17 protein-coding genes are annotated in these 18,341 nt (G+C 54.3%); 13 read left to right on the forward strand and 4 right to left on the reverse strand.

Annotated elements, in window-relative coordinates:
- Positions 1-3 precede the first annotated feature (3 nt).
- Complete coding sequence (gene gcvA, locus CU041_RS01465) at positions 4-930, reverse strand: transcriptional regulator GcvA (protein ID WP_101245485.1); 927 nt, start codon at positions 928-930, stop codon at positions 4-6.
- A gap of 199 nt (positions 931-1,129) precedes the next feature.
- Here gcvA and CU041_RS01470 point away from each other — a divergent pair, with 199 nt between their 5' ends.
- The 8 genes from CU041_RS01470 (at position 1,130) to CU041_RS01505 (ending at position 9,924) form a co-directional block, all read left to right on the forward strand.
- On the forward strand, positions 1,130-2,320 hold the full coding sequence (locus tag CU041_RS01470; protein ID WP_101245486.1) for an acyl-CoA dehydrogenase: 1,191 nt from the start codon (positions 1,130-1,132) through the stop codon (positions 2,318-2,320).
- An 86-nt stretch (positions 2,321-2,406) separates the two neighbouring features.
- Positions 2,407-3,630: a CaiB/BaiF CoA transferase family protein gene (locus tag CU041_RS01475; RefSeq protein WP_101245487.1), complete on the forward strand. Its 1,224-nt coding sequence runs from the start codon at positions 2,407-2,409 to the stop codon at positions 3,628-3,630.
- 250 nt (positions 3,631-3,880) lie between these two features.
- Positions 3,881-4,975, forward strand: a complete 1,095-nt coding sequence (locus tag CU041_RS01480) for an ABC transporter ATP-binding protein (RefSeq protein ID WP_101245488.1) — start codon at positions 3,881-3,883, stop codon at positions 4,973-4,975.
- 2 nt (positions 4,976-4,977) lie between these two features.
- The gene (locus CU041_RS01485; protein ID WP_101245489.1) at positions 4,978-5,868 is read left to right on the forward strand and encodes an ABC transporter permease; all 891 of its coding nucleotides are present in this window, start codon (positions 4,978-4,980) and stop codon (positions 5,866-5,868) included.
- On the forward strand, positions 5,865-6,659 hold the full coding sequence (locus CU041_RS01490; protein ID WP_101245490.1) for an ABC transporter permease: 795 nt from the start codon (positions 5,865-5,867) through the stop codon (positions 6,657-6,659). The genes CU041_RS01485 and CU041_RS01490 overlap by 4 nt, the downstream gene beginning before the upstream one ends.
- Positions 6,660-6,741: 82 nt before the next feature.
- Positions 6,742-7,782, forward strand: coding sequence for an extracellular solute-binding protein (locus CU041_RS01495; RefSeq protein WP_101245491.1), 1,041 nt, complete (start codon positions 6,742-6,744; stop codon positions 7,780-7,782).
- Positions 7,783-7,883: 101 nt separating this feature from the next.
- Positions 7,884-8,816, forward strand: coding sequence for a nitrilase-related carbon-nitrogen hydrolase (locus CU041_RS01500; RefSeq protein WP_101245881.1), 933 nt, complete (start codon positions 7,884-7,886; stop codon positions 8,814-8,816).
- A gap of 211 nt (positions 8,817-9,027) precedes the next feature.
- Positions 9,028-9,924 (forward strand): ketopantoate reductase family protein, encoded by an 897-nt coding sequence (locus CU041_RS01505; protein WP_101245492.1) that lies wholly within the window; start codon positions 9,028-9,030, stop codon positions 9,922-9,924.
- A 53-nt stretch (positions 9,925-9,977) separates the two neighbouring features.
- On the opposite strand, the gene CU041_RS01510 is transcribed toward CU041_RS01505, so the two are convergent.
- Positions 9,978-10,949 carry a DMT family transporter gene (locus CU041_RS01510; protein WP_101245493.1) on the reverse strand — a complete coding sequence of 324 codons (972 nt, stop codon included), beginning with the start codon at positions 10,947-10,949 and terminating at the stop codon, positions 9,978-9,980.
- Positions 10,950-11,242: 293 nt separating this feature from the next.
- Between CU041_RS01510 and CU041_RS01515 the strand changes: the two genes are divergently transcribed.
- On the forward strand, positions 11,243-11,530 hold the full coding sequence (locus CU041_RS01515; protein ID WP_101245494.1) for a hypothetical protein: 288 nt from the start codon (positions 11,243-11,245) through the stop codon (positions 11,528-11,530).
- Between the two features lie 62 nt (positions 11,531-11,592).
- Here CU041_RS01515 and CU041_RS01520 read toward each other — a convergent pair whose 3' ends face one another.
- Entirely contained in the window at positions 11,593-12,645 is a 1,053-nt protein-coding gene (locus CU041_RS01520; RefSeq protein ID WP_101245495.1) for a helix-turn-helix domain-containing protein, read from the reverse strand.
- A gap of 295 nt (positions 12,646-12,940) precedes the next feature.
- Here CU041_RS01520 and CU041_RS20525 point away from each other — a divergent pair, with 295 nt between their 5' ends.
- The gene (locus CU041_RS20525) at positions 12,941-13,108 is read left to right on the forward strand and encodes a hypothetical protein (RefSeq protein ID WP_170310072.1); all 168 of its coding nucleotides are present in this window, start codon (positions 12,941-12,943) and stop codon (positions 13,106-13,108) included.
- A gap of 155 nt (positions 13,109-13,263) precedes the next feature.
- On the forward strand, positions 13,264-13,860 hold the full coding sequence (locus CU041_RS01530; RefSeq protein ID WP_101245497.1) for a hypothetical protein: 597 nt from the start codon (positions 13,264-13,266) through the stop codon (positions 13,858-13,860).
- A 50-nt stretch (positions 13,861-13,910) separates the two neighbouring features.
- On the opposite strand, the gene CU041_RS01535 is transcribed toward CU041_RS01530, so the two are convergent.
- Complete coding sequence (locus CU041_RS01535) at positions 13,911-14,699, reverse strand: AraC family transcriptional regulator (protein WP_101245498.1); 789 nt, start codon at positions 14,697-14,699, stop codon at positions 13,911-13,913.
- A 150-nt stretch (positions 14,700-14,849) separates the two neighbouring features.
- Here CU041_RS01535 and CU041_RS01540 point away from each other — a divergent pair, with 150 nt between their 5' ends.
- On the forward strand, positions 14,850-16,127 hold the full coding sequence (locus CU041_RS01540) for an MFS transporter (protein WP_101245499.1): 1,278 nt from the start codon (positions 14,850-14,852) through the stop codon (positions 16,125-16,127).
- Between the two features lie 166 nt (positions 16,128-16,293).
- Positions 16,294-18,264: a bifunctional 2',3'-cyclic-nucleotide 2'-phosphodiesterase/3'-nucleotidase gene (locus CU041_RS01545; protein WP_101245500.1), complete on the forward strand. Its 1,971-nt coding sequence runs from the start codon at positions 16,294-16,296 to the stop codon at positions 18,262-18,264.
- Positions 18,265-18,341 lie beyond the last annotated feature (77 nt).

An 18,341-nucleotide genomic window follows, 5' to 3' on the forward strand; every position in this document is an offset into this window, starting at 1 on the left:
CCATCAGGTTTTCGTACCCGCCGTTTTTCCCGCCAGCTGTGATGCCGTATCAAGCTGATCAAGCCAGTTCATGAAGGCGCGGATCTTGGGAAGGCGTGCGCGTGATGATGGACAGCAGGCGTAATAATGAAACGGGCTTGCCTTTGGCGGGCCAAACGGGGCAACGATCCGGCCCGATTTAAGTTCATCCTCGATCGCGAATGTCGGCAATAGTGCGACGCCAAGCCCGGCTGCTGCGGCCTGCATGGCCATGGTGAAATGCTCGAATTTCGGGCCGTTTTCGCCGTCGATATCACGCAGTCCGCTGGCATCAAGCCAATCGGCCCAGCCACGCGGGCGGGTGGCAATATGCAATAATGGAAAATGGCGCAGGTCATCGGCAGAAGGCGGATGATCCAGATTGGCAATCAATTGCGGGCCGCAAATCGGCACCATTTCCTCGCCATGCAGGATATGGGCTTCAAGATCGGTCCAACTGCCCTGACCAAACAGAACCGCGATATCGATCTGTTCGCGATCAAAATCGGGCATTCCGATCCGTGAGATGAAATTGATCGCGATTTCCGGATGCTTGGTGCGAAATTGCGGCAATAAGGGAATAAGACACCGCGATCCGAATGTTGGCGGGGCGGCCACCGTCAGAACCCCGCTTTCCGATCCGCCCGAAAGAACGGTCAGGGTCGCACTTTCCAGCTGATCAAGGGCCGGGCGGATGGATTGCAGGTAACTTTCCCCTTCGGGTGTCAGGACAAGACGTTGCTTCTCGCGGGCAAAAAGCTTGCATCCCAACCAGTTTTCAAGCCCCTGAATCTGCCGGCTGACCGCGCTTTGGGTCAGATATAACTCATCAGCCGCGCGCGACGCACTGCCGAACCGGGCGGTTTGTTCAAAGCAACTTAGTGCCTTGAGACTGGGGATACGACGGCTCAATCGTCACCTTTGACTTGTTGGATATCTCAAAGTTTATGAGTTTTTTGCATAAACTTCATCGCTTTTATCATTTGCAACTTTGTCTGCCAATTCCTAGCTTAACGGCATAAGCAAATAAGCTTACAGGGGTAGCGTCATCTCGCCCTTCTATGGCGCTGCCCCTGCTTTCTATCGAAAAATTCATAAAAGGATCAGGCAAATGGCAAGCCGCGCACCGTTTCATTGGGAAGATCCGCTCCTGCTTGAAGAGCAGTTGAGCGAAGAGGAACGCATGATCCGCGATGCGGCCCGTGCATATTGTCAGGAAAACCTGCAAACCCGCGTTCTCGAAGCAAACCGTCATGAAATTTTCCATCGTGAAATCATGACCGAGATGGGTGAACTTGGCCTGCTTGGCCCGACCATCCCCGAGGAATACGGCGGACCGGGTGTGAACCACGTGGCCTATGGTCTGGTTGCACGCGAAGTCGAACGCGTTGATTCCGGCTATCGTTCGGCAATGTCGGTTCAGAGCTCGCTGGTGATGCATCCGATCTTTGCTTATGGCAGCGAAGAACAGCGCAAGAAATATCTGCCGAAACTGGCAACCGGTGAATTCGTCGGCTGCTTTGGCCTGACCGAGCCGGACCATGGCTCCGATCCGGGCGGCATGAAAACCCGTGCCCGCAAGACCGAGGGTGGCTTCACCCTGACCGGGTCGAAAATGTGGATCACCAACAGCCCGATCGCCGACGTCTTTGTCGTCTGGGCCAAGGATGACGAAGGCGTCATTCGCGGCTTTATCCTTGAAAAGGACATGAACGGACTGTCCGCACCGAAAATCGAAGGCAAGTTTTCGCTGCGTGCGTCGATCACCGGCGAAATCGTCATGGACAATGTCTTCGTGCCCGAAGAAAACATGCTGCCGAATGCCAAGGGCCTTGGCGGTCCGTTCGGTTGCCTGAACAAGGCCCGTTACGGCATCGCGTGGGGCGCAATGGGTGCGGCTGAATTCTGCTGGCATGCGGCACGTCAATATACCCTTGATCGCAAACAGTTCGGTCGTCCGATTGCCGCCAATCAGCTGATCCAGCTGAAACTGGCAAACATGCAGACCGAAATCACCCTTGGTCTTCAGGGTGCGCTTCAGCTGGGCCGTCTGCTTGATGCAGGCAAAGGCGCACCGGAAGCGATTTCGCTGATGAAGCGTAACAACTGCGGTAAGGCACTCGACATTGCCCGTGTTGCCCGTGACATGCATGGCGGTAACGGTATTGCGGATGAATTCCATGTCATCCGTCATTCGATGAACCTTGAAGCGGTCAATACCTACGAAGGTACCCACGATGTTCATGCCCTGATCCTGGGCCGTGCACAGACCGGCATTCAGGCCTTCTCCGCCGAAGGCTGATCAAGTTTTTACCGGACGGCAGCAGCAATGTTGCCGCCCGTTTTGATTCTGCGACATGTTTCCAAATCGACTTTCGGGATATTCAAATGACTGGCGCACTTTCCGGGCTTCGTGTTCTTGATCTTTCGCGTGTGTTGGCCGGACCATGGGCCAGCCAGACCCTGGCCGATATGGGGGCAGAGGTCATCAAGATCGAACGTCCCGGTGCCGGTGATGATACGCGCGGCTGGGGCCCGCCCTTTGCCAAGGATGCCAATGGCAATGACACCACCGAGGCCGCCTATTATCTGACGGCCAACCGTGGCAAAAAGTCGCTGACGATTGACATCACCAAACCCGAAGGTCAGGAAATAGTTCGCAATATCGCGGCCCAAAGCGATGTGGTTCTGGAAAACTTCAAGGTCGGTGGTCTTGCCAAATACGGTCTTGATTACGCGACCCTGTCGGCCCTCAATCCCAAGCTTGTTTATTGTTCGATCACCGGCTTTGGTCAGGACGGCCCCTATAAGGATCGCCCGGGGTATGATTTCATGATCCAGGGCATGGGCGGCCTGATGAGCATCACCGGTGCGCCCGATAGCGCCCCGGGTGGCCAACCGATGAAGGTCGGTGTGGCGGTTGCCGATATCTTTACCGGGCTTTATGCGACGATCGGTATCTTGGCGGCACTTCGTCATCGCGATGCAACTGGCGAAGGCCAGTATATTGATCTTGCCCTGCTTGATGTGCAGGCCGCTGTTCTTGCCAATCAGGCGATGAATTACCTGACAACCGGCAATGCGCCGGGCCGTCTGGGTAATGCGCATCCCAATATCGTGCCATATGAAGCCTTCCCGAGTGCCGATGGCTATCTGATCCTGGCTGTCGGCAATGACAGCCAGTTCAAAAGTTTCTGTGCGGTGGCGGGGCTGGACGATTTACCGGCTGATGAACGCTATGCCACCAACCGCAATCGTGTTGCCAACCGCGATACGCTGGTGCCATTAATCCGTCAGGCCATGGTTTTGAAAACCACCGATGAATGGATCGCCGCCCTTGAAAAGGCCAATGTGCCGTGCGGGCCGATCAATACCCTTGATCGTGTTTTTGACAATCCGCAGGTCAAACATCGTGGTCTGGTCAAACATCTTGATCACCCGACGGCTGGCACCGTGCCGACGGTTGGCAATCCGATCAGGTTTTCCAAAACGCCGATTACGGATGAAAAAGCCCCGCCGATGCTGGGACAGCATAGCGACGAAATCCTGCGCAAGGTCGCCGACCTGAGTGACGATCAAATTGCCAAACTGCGCGACGCAGGAATTGTCTGATCTGGAATTTTCGGATGGGACGGCGCAACACCTTTGGATTGTTGGATCCGGTGATGCGCCTTCCTATGGTTGAATGGTGCGCTGCACATTATTTTGTAAAGGGTCGCCCTGACGCAATTGCAGTCACTTAAAGCGGCCATTCGCGGCGGATGCTGCGGAATTTATACAATCTACGGTGTTCTCCTTATCCCGCATTTGAAACTCTCCGAAGATTTTATATCATTTTAAAAAATACATATCGGGGATGTGCATGTCAGAAGTTGTAATTTCGGCACGCTCAGTCAGTAAAATTTTTGGCTCGGGTGCAGATAAGGTTACCGCGTTGGATGCGGTATCGGTTGATATCTTTCAGAACGAATTTTTCACAATGCTTGGTCCGTCGGGCTGCGGCAAAACCACTTTGTTGCGCTTGATCGGTGGCTTTGAAGAAGCAAGTTCGGGCAAAATTCTGCTCGAAGGCAATGAACTCAATGATTTGCCGCCCTATAAACGGCCAATCAACACGGTTTTTCAGTCCTATGCGCTGTTTCCGCATCTGACTGTGCGCCAGAACATCACATTCGGGCTGGAAATGCAGGGCATTGATCGCGCCAAGGCCAACCACCGGGCTGACGAGATGCTCGAACTGGTGCGACTGGCCCAATATGGCGACCGGGTGCCAAGCCAGCTTTCCGGTGGTCAGCAACAACGCATCGCCCTTGCGCGTGCATTGGCGCCTGCCCCCAAGGTGCTGTTGCTTGATGAACCGCTTTCAGCACTGGATCTTAAACTGCGCAAGGAAATGCAGGTTGAACTGAAACGCCTTCAGACCGAAACCGGCATCACCTTTGTCTTTGTCACGCACGATCAGGAAGAAGCGCTGGCGATGTCTGACCGGATCGCGGTCATGCAATTTGGCAAGATCCAGCAGATCGGTGCACCGCGCGAAATTTATGACGAACCGACTGATCGTTTTGTTGCCGACTTTATCGGCGACAGTAACTTTTTGCCCGGCAATCTTGTGGCGGCCGCGAATGGCAAACATGCGCTGACGCTTGCCAATCAGCATGTCATCGAACTTCCATCCGTAAGGTCAGGCCAGAAAACCGGCGATGTTACCATTTCGATCCGTCCGGAACGGCTTGGGCTGGTGGCCGAAAATCTTGCCGATCAGACCCATCTGATGGGATCGGTCAAATCCGTGATCTATTTTGGCACGGACACGACCTATGAAATCGATCTGGGCAATGATCAGACAGTCAAGGTGCGTACCCAGAACGGCACCGGTGCCATGGATGATTTCGGCCGAGGTGAACGGGTCGGGGTGCATGTGCCTGCCGATGCCATCCGGGTGTTGGTGGACTGATCATGAAAGCAATGCTGCGATCCAAACGGTTCTGGCTGATTGCACCTGCGGTTCTTTATATCGGCTTCTTCATGGCCGTGCCGCTGGTGCAGATGGCCTATGTCTCGATCCTTGAACGGGGCGATTATGGCGGGGTGAACTGGGGCGTGTTTTCGATGGACGCCTATGTCAGTTTCCTGTTTGAACGCGATCTGATGGATAATCTGGTGCTCAATACCGATTACCTTCAGGTTTTCGCCCGGTCCTTCGGGCTGTCGGCCATGACCACGGTCTTTGCGCTGATCCTCGGTTTCCCGACGGCCTTTTATATTTCGACCCAACCCCAGGGACGGCGAAATTTCCTGATCTTTCTGGTTACCATTCCGTTCTGGACCAACATTCTGGTCCGAAACTATGCCTGGATGCTGTTGCTGCGCAATGGCGGTCTGGTCGACGGTATGCTGGGCTGGATCGGTATTGAAACCGGCGGGCTTGATATCCTGTATACGCCCTATGCCGTCTCGATCGGTCTGACCTACACCTATTTGCCATTCATGGTGTTGCCGATCTATGCCAGCCTTGAAAAGCTTGATCATCGTCTGGTCGAGGCAGCCTTTGATCTGGGGGCCGACAAGCGCCGTGCGATGAGCCGGGTGATCCTGCCGCTTGCCGCACCGGGCATTGCGGCAGGGTGCATTCTTGTGTTCATTCCGTGCCTTGGGGCCTATGTCACGCCTGAATTGCTGGGCGGGGGCAAGTTCATGATGATTGCCAATCTGATTGGCAGCCAGTTCGGGGCTGCGCGCAACTGGCCGCTTGGTGCTGGGCTTGGTTTTGTCCTTCTCGCCCTGGTTCTGATCGCGATGATGGTCTATTCGCTTAAATTCAAATCATTGCCGGAGGAAAGCCGATGAAAGTCGATGTTTCCAACCCGCTTTGGCGTTTCCGCGGGATCACATCCACGGCAATGTTCTTTTTTGCCTATCTTTATCTGCCAATCGTCATTTTGCTGGCGCTGTCGTTTAACGAAAACAAGCTGGCGACGATCTGGACGGGCTTTACCACCGACTGGTATGTCACGGCCCTTTCCAATGACGATATGCTGCGTGCGGCCAAAAATTCGATCATTGTGGCCGTTTCGGCGACCATCCTTGCCACCATTGCCGCGACCTTTGCTGCAATGGGTATGGCGCGCGGACGGTTCCGCGGGGAAGTCGGTGTATCGGCAATGCTGGTTCTGCCGTTGCTGGTGCCTGAAATCGTGACCGCGATTGCCACATTGCTGTTCTTTGTGGCACTTGGCATCAAGCTTGGTCTGATTACCGTGATCATTGCGCATACGGTCTTTTGCATTCCCTTTGCCTATTTGCCGATCCGTGCCCGTCTCGAAGGGATGGACCCCGCATTGGCCGAGGCGGCAAATGATCTTTATGCCAATGAATGGCAGGCCTTCAGGCGCGTGACCATGCCGTTGCTGTGGCCCGGGATTTTGTCGGGGGCGATGCTGTCTTTCATCATCTCGCTTGATGATTTCGTCATTTCCTATTTCGTCGGCGGGGCCGGGGCGACAACGCTTCCGATCTATATTTTCGGCATGATCCGCATCGGTATCACCCCGGAAGTCAACGCGGTTTCCGCAATGATGCTGATCGTTTCGATCGTGTTTGTCAGCGTCTCGTTCCTGATAGATCGCATTCGGTATTGATCGAAAAATGGACGCCCGGTTTCCGGACGGGTCGGGCATCCGAACAACAAGCAATGAACCGTCCTTAATTGGGAGTCTCACAATGAAACTACGTTCCGTAATTCTGGGAGCATCCGCAATGGCCGTTTTGTCGGTTGGGTCGGCAAAGGCGGATGGCGAACTGTTTTTATATAACTGGTCGAACTATTTCCCGCCGGCATTGATGGAAAAGTTCGAAAAGGAAACCGGCATCAAGGTGACCCTTGATGTGTATGATTCCAACGAAACCATGTTGGCAAAGCTGCAAGCCGGTGCTTCTGGCTATGACATTGCCGTGGCATCCGACTACATGGTCGATGTCATGATCAAGGAAGGTCTTGCGACCAAGTTTGACGCCAAGTCGCTTGAGAATTTCAAGAATGTCGCAAAGCCCCATGACACCATGAAATATGATACTGACCGCGAATATTCGGTCACCTATTTGTGGGGAACGACCGGCTTTACCTATGACGGTTCGGTGGTTGATGGCGAACTTGAACGAAGCTGGAAAGAATTCTTTGAACCGCGCGAAGAATTCCGCGGCAAGATCGGTGCCTTGAACGACGAGGTCGAAATGTTCAATGCCGCGTCCTATTACGCAGGCGTTGAAAAATGCACCGAAGACCCGGCCGAAGCCCAGAAGGTTCTTGATGTCCTTCTCAAGCAAAAGCCCTATATCGCGGTTTACAGCTCCGAAGGCACGATTGACCGCATGTCGGCCCGCGAAGTCCAGATGCATATGCAGTGGAATGGTGCCGCCCATCGGACCAAGGAAAGCATCCCGGAGGCCGTCTTTGTCTATCCGAAGGAAGGTTTGACCTATTGGGCTGACCATTTTGTCATTCCGACCGGTGCGCCGAACCTGGAAAATGCCAAGACCTTCATCAACTGGATGATGAAACCGGAAAACGCGGCAGAAGCCTCGAACTATGCCGGTTACATGAACTCGATCAAGGGGACTGGCGAATTCATGGATCCGTCGCTGAATTCCGATCCGGCTGTGAACATGCCAGAAGAATATGCAGATCTTCTGATCCCGTCGCAGAACTGCTCGGTCAAGGCGCGCGATTTGCGTAACCGTGTCTGGACCAAACTTAAAAACTAGGTCCGTTTTTAACCGGTCTTGATGATCCGGCCCGTGAGTATTCGGGCCGGATCATGATTTTGAATACACGATGTGAATTGAACTGGCAGGAACCCCTGATCATGACCGCTGCGGCTTCTCTTACCGAACATGTGACTTTGGCTCTTTGGGCGACCAATCTTGGTCGCAAGGTCACGGATATGGCCGACTGGGCCGCGCATGTTGATGCCCAGATGGCAACGGCCGCCGCCAAAGGAGCGAAGATCTTTGTCCTGCCGGAATATGCCAGCGAACAATGGCTGGCATTCAAGCCCGACGGTCTGCAAACCGGTCAGGAAATCGCATGGATGGCCGATCTTGCCCCCGAGGCCCGCAAACACGCCGCTGCGCTTGCCAAAAGGCACGACATGCTTCTGGTGGCGGGAAGCATGCCCTGGCACATTGATCCTAAAAATCTGGCGGCCGGACAAACCAATAGTGCGATGATCTTTACCCCGGAAGGGGATGCGATCATTCAGGACAAATTGTCACTGACCCCGGGGGAACAGGAACCGGAAAACTGGTTTTTGACACCGGGCAAGGCATTCAATGTGATTGAATGGCGTGGGCTGACGGTTGCCGTTCTGATTTGCCTTGATATCGAAATGCCGGCTTTGTCCTGTTTGCTTGCGCCGCTTGATATTGATGTTTTGCTCGTGCCGTCGATGACCATGACGCCGTCGGGCTATAATCGGGTGTTCGGTTGCGCAAAAGCGCGCGCGGTTGAACTGATGACCGTTGTTGCGGCTTGCGGCACGACCGGGACGGCGATCAACACCACCAATAACCCGACCAACTATTCGGGATGTTCGGTCTTTACCCCGTGCGAACCGCAACTGGGTCATAGCGGCCTGTTTGCCCGGGCTGAACCCGGTTTTGATGATGGCGCGGACGGGCCGCTTCTGATCGCAGAAGACGTTCCTGTCGGGTTGATCCGGTCCCTGCGTAACGGCGATGCCGAAGTCTGGCCGGGCGGCTGGTCGGCAGCGCACGTTTCTGTGCACAAACATGGATGACTGCCTTTGATCAAGGCCTTGCTTTGGGACCAAGGCCCTGATGTGGTGGGGCTTTCCGAAACCTGGATAATCCCCACGATGTGAAAAACCTGCGATCCCGGTTGTCTGATCGCAGGTTTTGCGCGATGAAGGGCCAAAGGAAAGTTTTCCGGTAATAGGCGCGGTCATCCATGCCATTGCCGGGGCATCAATAAATGCAGGAGCGGGCAATATGAAAATCGCGGTTATGGGGGCAGGGGCCGTTGGCTGCTATTACGGGGCGATGCTGGCGCGTGCAGGTCACGACGTCACCCTGATCGGCCGTCCCAACCATGTCGAGGCGATGAACCGCGACGGCCTGTTGCTCGATTTCGGGACATCGCAGGAATATGTTGCGGTAACAGCGGCCAGTGATGCCGCAGCGATTGCCGGGGCGGAGCTGGTTCTGTTTTGTGTCAAATCGACCGATACCCAATCGGCTGGCGAACAGATCAAACCGTTCATTTCGCCCGATACCATTGTTCTAAGCTTGCAAAACGGTGTCGATAATGCCGAACGACTTGGTGCTGTTCTGGGGCAACCTGTCATTCCCGTGGTGGTCTATGTTGCCACCAGCATGGGCGGGGCTGGTCACGTCAAGCATCACGGGCGCGGGGAACTGGTTTTCGGGCCGTCCAGTCAAAGCCAGTTGGTTGCGGACACCCTGCGTCCGGCCGGTATCCCGGTCGAGATTTCCGAAAACGCTCCCGGCGCCCTGTGGGCCAAGATGATCCTGAATTGCGCCTATAACGCGCTGTCTGCCATTATCCAGCTTCCTTATGGAAAACTGGTCGAAGGGGACGGTGTCTGGGATGTGATGCGCAATGCGGTTGATGAATGTCTTGCCGTGGCAAAGGCCGATGGTGTCACCGTGCCTGGTAATGTCTGGGAAGCGATCGAAAAAATTGCCGCCACCATGCCAGCGCAATTTTCCTCAACCGCGCAGGATCTGGCGCGCGGAAAGCCCAGCGAGATTGACTATCTTAACGGCTATATCGTGCGCAAGGGCCGGGAACTTGGCATTCCGACCCCGACCAATCTGACCTTGTTTGCCCTTACTAAGCTTCAGGAAGGCAAAAAGGCTATCTAGGGTCTCCGGACCCTTTTTTTGTCTTCGGCGTGATGGTGCTCGTTATTCGGCCGCTATTCAGCTGGTGTCTTGGCCGGTGCGGTCGGGGGCGCATCTGAAAGTGTCCCCGCATCAAGTGCCGGTGCGGTTTTGGCAAGCTGGCGTTTGGCCAAATCGACAAGCCGGTCATTGAACATCACCAGTGCCGCGGCCAGAACGATCAGGACCGCCCCCATCAGGCTTACGGGGGCCGGCAATACGCCAAACACCAGAAGATCAAGCGCGATCGCCCAGATCATCGCGGTATATTCAAATGCCGAAAGCGTTGAAACCGGTGCACGTGCCAATGCTTCTGTCATGGCGATATGGGCAAGCCCCCCGGTCAGTCCCGCCCCGATCAGCCAGACCAGATTGCCCGATGAAACCGGTGCCCAGCCAAACGGAATGGTCAAAAGTCCGCCAATCGAACAGACAAGTGCAAAGTAAAAGGCAATCGTGCCCGACGGTTCGGTCGTGGTCAGGGCCTTGATCTGGGTCTTGGCAAAGGCCGTGGTAATTGCAAAGGCAATACCGGCCCCGATCCCGATCATCGTTTCATGATCAAGCCCCGGTGTTGAAATCATCGGCCACAGGATCAGAAACACACCGGCAAACCCGGCAACGGTCGCGCCCGTAACCAGCCAGCCCGGATTTTCACGCAACACAATGATTGCAACCGGGATCACCACAAGCGGGGCCAGAAAGCCCAGCGCGGTGGCCAGTGCCAGCGGAAGATATGCCAGCGACACAAAGGAAAGAAACATCGAAACGCCACCAAATGTGCTGCGTTTGAGGTGCCCCCACGGCCGCTTGGTCCTGAGCGCACGCGGAAATTCATGGCGCCACATCAGATACAGCACGATCGGCACAATCGCGACAGAGCTGCGCCAGAACATGATCTGGCCGACCGGCGCTTCAATGGACGCCATGCGGACAAACAGGCTCATGATGGCAAACAAGCCGGTTGCTGCCAGACGTAATCCTATGCCGGTCCAAACACTGTTCATTGCTGATAACTCCGGGGGCGCTGATGTAATCAATAGCGGAGTTTGGCCACATTAGATGAATGACAAATTCTCATGTCTGGGCTGATAAAAATTTACATGTCGAAATTGTAATGGGGATGCCGCGACTGCTTGTTACAAATTCTGGACGCTTTGCGCATAAATATGGACCGCTGGAATAGTGACAGGCCCGGGAATGGTCCAAACTGTCGGAGATCACGAATAGTACCAATGGCAATGAAACCGTTTCATGACGCATTGGTGCAGGTCGTCAACCAAGTAGGGAAGACCGGCAAATGCAGAACGTATCTGAAGTGCGTCGTGATGATCCACTGGTATATGGCCGATTCAGCAATCAGCGGCCCGTCGTGATCATTGAACAAAATCAGGAAAATCTGGACCACCTGATCGATCAGTATCTTGGACTGGCCGATATCATTCTGGTGCCCAATGCCTATATCGGCTTGCGGATGATCAAGCTTTTCAAATCCGAAGATGTGGAAATTCTGGCGATCGAAGGATTGTTCGGGCATGACGCCATCTGCAAATCCGACACCAAGATCACCGGTATCTGGAAAATCTGACGCGATTGCGTTTCGTGTCTGATCAGTGCGTGCTGTTGCCTTGCAAAGACCGCACCGGGGCCTTAGCCAAGACCGTGTATCCAGTTTTCAAACTGTTTGTTGACCAGCCCGGCAATGCACTGGGTTTTGCGGGAATGGATCGCGGCCCCGTTCCGGACTTCACCCGGTGTGGCGTCATACTTGTCGCGAAATGCCCGGATGAAGCTGGCGTCACTCGAAAAGCCGCATTCCAGTGCAATGTCATAAATCGAAGACCGCGCACAATGCGGATCATTCAAAAGCGATATCGCCTTACGCAGCCGCATGTCACGGACATAGGTATAAACCCCGCCATAGGGCGCGAAATAGTTATAAAGCTTGGACCGTGATACCCCCAAATCCTGGGCCGCCCGCCGTGGATTGAGGTCCGGCGAACACAGATTTTCGCGGAAATAACGCCGCATCTTGACCATGCTCAGGATGTTCTGGCGTTCATGGTTGCTATCGGCGGTCTGGCTGCTGACCGAATTCAAACAGGTCGCCAGCATGGTGGGGAACATCTTTTCAAATATTTGGGCTTGCTGATGGCCAAGTTCACAGACATTGCGCTGAAGCGACAGAACCATGTCACGGATGATCTGCACCATCGGGTCATCGGGCGCCAAAAAGCGCATGCAATGGTCATCGGGATGCTGCAAATGATCTTCAAGCAGCGCCCGCGGAATCACAAGATTAAGTGTCAGATGATCGCTTGTCTGTGCCGTGAAGGGCTGGGTCAGGTCATAAATAAGAATGCCGCCGGGTTTAAGTCGGTCATGCCCGCGCGATGTTTCGCATTCGATCTCGCCACGCTGATAGACGCCGATGCCGTAATGATCCATGCCATTGCCGACAATCTGTTGATAGCCACGGCGCCATTGCTGCTGGCGGGACTCAACTTCCATCAACATCAAGGAACCAAACAGATGGGATCGGATCGTTGTTCGGAAATCATCTTCCCGAACCTGTTTCTCGGCATCTACATCGAAAAGACAGGATATCGACTCTTTCCAGACCGCAAAACGGTCCTGCATCGGCAGATTGTCGACAGTGAAGAACGTGCTGGTGGTTCCAGCAGAATCTTGATCCGGTTGCATCTTGCTACCCCAATTGCCTACGTGGCGGACACTTACAACGAATGTATGCGGTGTGGATTGGGTCAGGCGTACTTGCCTATCCACAGGTCGAGATTAAGTAAACTAACGAATGAGGTAAAGCTATTAAATTCGGATAATTTAAATTAGTTTATTCTGATTTAATGGTCTGTGCCGTAATTGGCCATGACACATCCCGATCGCCTCCTTTCCCCCGACATCGATGTGCCTGATCGTGATCATCACCTGGTGATACGTCGCGTTACCCGACGCTGCGTATTGCAGGAAACCATGTGTGATGACGGTCATTGTTTTTGCCGCATTTTTAATTTGCAGCTTTTCTAATTTAACTACAGCCAATCGCCATCCGGTGCAAAAGACCTTTGGTATAGCGGGCGTCAATTTGCCTATTCCCAAGGGTGGGTCCAAAGGTATGGACGTTACGGAACAGGCGGTTTTTCGATGATTTTTTGGACTCAATGCAAAGCGATTTGGACGCCGTGTGCATTGAACAACCACAAGCTGTGCTAGACAAGCGCATCAAAATATAAAGCTCTGCGGTCGATTGAAGAAACAGCGGGGCATTCGGGGCAACGCTGAGATTTCTCTCTGGGGGAGAACATGAATTCAGTCGATTCACACCCGGCACGTCGGAAAGGAGAACGCAACTTCTCTGATCCGGGACGTGACTGGGGGCCGGCCTGCCATATTGTGCCAGGTCGCCGCATTAACGAACCCAATTACAAGGCCGGGAACAGTCCGGTGGCCTTGCTGGCGCGGTCGCGGTCAAATTTTGATCTGATCGCCGAAAGCAGCAAGGAAATTGCCGATGGACCGCCGCCCTCTGATCCGTATGAGGCAATGGCCATGGCAATGATCCGCACCATCGGTGAAAGTGTCTCGGTTCTCAAAAGCATTGCCGATGTGATGCCGACCCTTGATCGGATGCTTGTTGGTCGTGATGGCGAAAGTCTTCATGAAGAAGCCCTTCAAGACAAAACCGGCAGCGCATCTGACAAGGCTTCTGAAAAAGCCCGGGCAGAAGGCAAGGCAAATGCCCTTTGCTGGTCGTCGGACATGATGGTTGAAATTCACAATCTGTGTGCCCAGAACCGCAAATCCGGACAGGCCCACGCCAAAGCCATCCGCCGATATGACATCGATCCCGAACCCGACAATGACATCTTTCCGCCGCTGCGCAATTTCAGGAACGATTGACGTTGCACGGGATGGCGGGCCAGGTTTGCCGGGCTGGCATCGCGGGATGATCAGCGGAAATAGCCGCCCGGTGTGCGTCCGGTAACCTTGCGGAACATGGCGATGAAGGCGGATGGCGTTTCGTAGCCAAGATCAAGCGCGATCTCGGTGACGGGGCGGTCATTCGCCAGTTTTTCAAGCGCATAAAGCAGGCGCAGTTTTTGGCGCCAATCGCGAAACGGCATCCCGGTTTCGCGCAGAAACAGCCGTGCCAATGTGCGCGATGACGCCCCGCAGATGCGCGACCAGTCATCCAGGGTGCGGTTATCTGCCGGGTTTTCAAGCAGCGCGTCGCAAATCTTGCCAAGCCGCGGGTCCTTCGGGGCCGGAAGATGCAGGTTTTCCTGATCCGGCGCCCGCAATTGATCAAGCAGAACCCGCATCAAACGGCCTTCTGCGCCATCTTCGTCATATTCGATCGGAATTTCGGTTGCCGCACGGATCAGTTCACGCAACAGCGGACTGACATCAAGCACCATGCACCGATCAGGCAGGTTCACCGGCGCAGTGCGGTCAATATAGATATGGCGTGCACGGGTAAAGGTCGCATGGGTCACCGCATGTTCAAGATGGGGCGGCACCCAGACCGCGCGTTGTGGTGGCACGATCCATATCCCGGCTTCGGTAATGACCTTCATCGTCCCTTCGGATGCGTAAATCAGCTGGCACCAGTCATGGCTGTGCGCACCGATGCTGTGCCCGGCGGGCACGTCGCTCATACGGACATAGATCGGGCGCGGCAACGCATAGGGGCGCGGACGGATATGGTTGGCTTCGTCAATCGGGGTTGGACGGTCCATCGGATCGCCTCGTGTGTCTGTTTTGCGATATATGATGGCAGATTATCGTAAGACAGACGGCCTGCAATAGGTTTAATTTGGTTTCATTCCAAAACATACGATGCGTGACAGCGGAACCGCCACCAATGCGGCCCAGTCCGGGGAGACAAAATGTCCAAGGAAGAAATCATACCCGAAGCCTCCAACCACGCGGCCCCGATCGGCGAGGTGCCCGATGCGGCGGCGGCCGGTGTTCCGGTCTATAAGGGCTGGCGCAATCCGGAAGTTCTTCTGATTGTGATGGCCGCGGCCATGCCATTGTCCTTTTCGACATGGATGGCGCTTTTGAACAACTTTTCGATCGAGATGGCGGACTTTACGGGACGCGAGATCGGAATTTTGCAGTCCCTGCGTGAAATTCCGGGGTTCCTTGCCTTTACCGCGATCTTTGTCTTGCTGGTGCTGCGCGAACAGACCTTTGCGTTGCTGTCCTTGCTGGTCCTGGGGATCGGGGTGGCAATTTCGGGATATTTCCCGACGGTGATTGGTCTGTATTGCACCACGGTTCTGATGTCGATTGGCTTCCATTATTTTGAAACCATGCAACAGGCGCTTTCCTTGCAATGGGTCAAAAAGGAACGCACTGCCATGGTGATGGGCAAACAGCTTTCGGCGAAGTCGATTTCATCGCTTGTGATGTTCGGCGTTGTCTGGCTGATGCTGGAAATCTTTGATGTCGACTATCGTTATGTCTATCTGTTTGGCGGCGCGCTGACGGTGATTGCGGCGTTGTTTGTCTGGGGCGCTTTCCCGAAATTCTCCGATGCCCATCCGCAAACCAAAAAGCTGATCTTGCGCAAACGCTACTGGCTTTATTATGCCCTGACCTTCATGAGCGGCGCCCGACGCCAGATCTTTACCGTGTTTGCCGGCTTCCTGATGGTTGAAAAGTTCGGATATGACGCGGCAACCATCACGTTGCTGTATCTTCTGAACCACGCGATCAACATGTTCCTTGCACCCAAGATCGGCAAGCTGATCGGCAAATGGGGGGAACGCCGTGCCCTGACCTTTGAATATATCGGTCTGTTCATCGTGTTCGTCTCCTATGCCTTTGTTGACAACCATGTGGTTGCCGGTGGCCTTTATGTGATCGATCATCTGTTCTTTGCCATGGCAATCGCCATCAAGACCTATTTCCAGAAGATCGCCGATCCGGCCGATATTTCGTCAACAGCAGGGGTCAGCTTCACGATCAACCATATCGCAGCGGTCTTTATTCCGGCGGCATTCGGATTGTTGTGGCTGTTTTCGCCAAGTGCGGTGTTCCTGGCCGGTGCGGCGATGGCGGCTGTGTCGCTGGTGCTTGCGCTTAATGTGCCCCATGATCCGGAACCGGGGAACGAAGTGGTGCGGGGCTACAAATCGCCGCATGCTGTTCCTGCCTGATCTCAATGGCCTTTTTGGCGCTTTGTTTCAAATCCGGAAACGCCCGTGCAGATGCGCGGGCGTTTCCATTTGTATTTGCCCCATCTTTTTCGCAAAATCTTCAAAACCTGACCATCTGAACAAGAATAAAGTTGATCGACCGAGCACTCGAACAGGGAAAAGACCCATGACATTCATCCACAAGGCAGGCCTTCGCACCGCTGGCGCATCCGCGATCGGACTTTCGCTGGCATTGCTCAGCGGCACAGCACTGGCCGACAGCACGGTTTCGCTGCGTATCCTCGAAACCACGGATATTCACACCCATCTGGTCAATTATGATTATTACCGTGATGGTGAATCGGACACAGTCGGTCTGGCAAAGGTCGCGACCTTGCTCAAGACCGCACGCGGCGAGGCAGAAAATGTCGTCTTTGTTGATAACGGTGATCTGATCCAGGGCAATCCGCTTGGCGATTACATGGCCAAGGAACGCGGCCTGAAAAAAGGTGAAACCCATCCGGTCTACAAGGCAATGAACCTGCTTGGCTATGACGCGGCCAATCTCGGGAACCATGAATTCAATTACGGTATGGAGTTCCTTGAAACCGCGATTGCCGGGGCAAACTTCCCGTATGTTAGCGCTAACATCTTTGTTGATGACGGTGATGGCAATGCCGAAAATGACAAGCCCTATTTCCAGCCCTATGTGCTGCTTGATCGCGAATTCGTCGATGACGAAGGTAAAAGCCACAAGGCAAAGGTCGGGGTGATCGGGTTTGTCCCGCCCCAGATCATGCAATGGGACAAGGCCAATCTGGAAGGCAAGGTCTTTACCAAGGACATTGTTGAAATGGCCGAAAAATATGTCCCGGAAATGCGTGATAAGGGGGCTGACATTGTCATTGCCGTTCCGCATTCGGGTCTTTCGACCATGGAACGCCACGGCATGGAAGAAAACGCCACCTATTACCTGTCAAAGGTCGATGGCATTGACGCCATCCTGTTTGGTCATGCCCATACGGTCTTCCCGTCCGATGCCTTTTCCGATCTTGAAGGTGTCGATATCGCCAAAGGCACGATCAATGGTGTTGCCGCGGTCATGCCTGGCTTCTGGGGCAGTCACCTTGGCGTGATTGATCTGACACTCAATGTTTCTGATGCAGGTGAATGGACCGTCGTTGACAGCCTGTCAGACGCCCGCCCGATCTATCAGCGCGAAGGCCGTACCATCACTCCGCTGGTTGAAGCCGATCCCGAAATCATCGCCGCGGTCAAGGAAGAGCACGAAGGAACGATCGCCTATATGCGCGAAGGTGTGGGTACGACATCGGCCCCGATCAACAGTTTCTTTGCGCTGGTAGCAGATGATCCCTCGATCCAGATCGTGACCAATGCCCAGAAATGGTATCTGGAAAAGATCCTGAACGGATCGGAATATGACGGCATTCCGATCCTGTCGGCCGGGGCACCGTTCAAGGCCGGCGGGCGTGGTGGTCCGGACTATTTCACCGACATCCCCGAAGGCAAGATCGCGCTTAAAAACGTGGCTGATCTTTATATCTATCCCAACACGGTGCGTGCGGTTCTGCTGAATGGTGATCAGGTCCGTGAATGGCTTGAAATGTCGGCGGGCCAGTTCAATCAGATTGACCCGAACAACAGCGATGAACAGCCGCTGATCAACCCTGATTTCCCGACCTATAACTATGACGTGATTGACGGGGTGACCTATCAGATCGATGTGACCAAACCTGCCCGCTATAACAAGGCCGGTGAAGTGGTGAATGCCGATAGTCACCGCATCGTCAATCTGAGCTTTGATGGCAAACCGGTTACCGCAGATCAGCAGTTTGTCGTTGCGACCAATAACTATCGCGCTGGCGGTGGCGGCAATTTCCCGGGACTGGACGGATCGACCATCATTGTCGAGGCCCCCGATGAAAACCGCACGGTTCTTGCCAACTATATCCTGACCGAAAAGGAAATCGATCCCAAGGCCGATGGCAACTGGACCTTTGCCCCGATTGGCGATGCGTCCAAGGTGACCTTTGTCACCAGCCCCAAGGCATCGGCGGCCGCCAATGCCCCGGACAATATCAGCTTCATCGGTGAAGATCAGGACGGCTTTGCCAAATATGTCCTGCAGACCAAATAGTCTGTCTGCTTGTTTCGCATCATAACAATGCACCATAAGAAAAGCCGCCCGGTGAAACGGGCGGCTTTTTTATTCGG

The sequence above is a fragment of the Thalassospira povalilytica genome (assembly GCF_002844235.1).
Lineage (GTDB): Bacteria > Pseudomonadota > Alphaproteobacteria > Rhodospirillales > Thalassospiraceae > Thalassospira > Thalassospira povalilytica.